At 43.8% G+C, this 418-nt stretch carries 1 protein-coding gene; it reads left to right on the forward strand.

The annotated features are described in order from the left end of the window. A partial coding sequence (locus tag AAEZ03_RS26045) for an AMP-binding protein (RefSeq protein WP_350582627.1) occupies window positions 1-418 on the forward strand: 418 nt, incomplete at both ends.

The raw sequence follows: 418 nt of genomic DNA on the forward strand, positions 1-418 counted from the left end.
GCTGTACGATTACCCAAAACAGCCCTGATTTGAATGCTTACTGCGCTAATATTGAAAAAGAAAAGGCTACGCTGACATTCTTAGTGCCTACCATACTTTATCGCCTGCTAGAGATTGAGTCTGATTTAAGTACGCTTAAGTATGTGGTTTATGGCGCAGCACCTATGAGCCCAGGAAAACTCAAATTACTTCAGGCAAAGCTAGGTAATATATTCATACAGGGATATGGGTCTACCGAGCACTTTGGTTTTGCATTGAACATGAGCACCCAAAAACATATTATAAAAACAGAAGTGGACGAAGTTCGATTAGGTTCCGCTGGTCAACCTACACCTAGTGTTGAGTGTGTTATCGTTGACAGTGAAGGCAATACACTGCCACAGGGCGAGACAGGAGAGCTCTGGGTACGCTCACGTAG

It is taken from the genome of Pseudomonas sp. HY2-MNA-CIBAN-0224 (genome assembly GCF_040310285.1).
GTDB lineage: Bacteria > Pseudomonadota > Gammaproteobacteria > Pseudomonadales > Pseudomonadaceae > Aquipseudomonas > Aquipseudomonas helleri.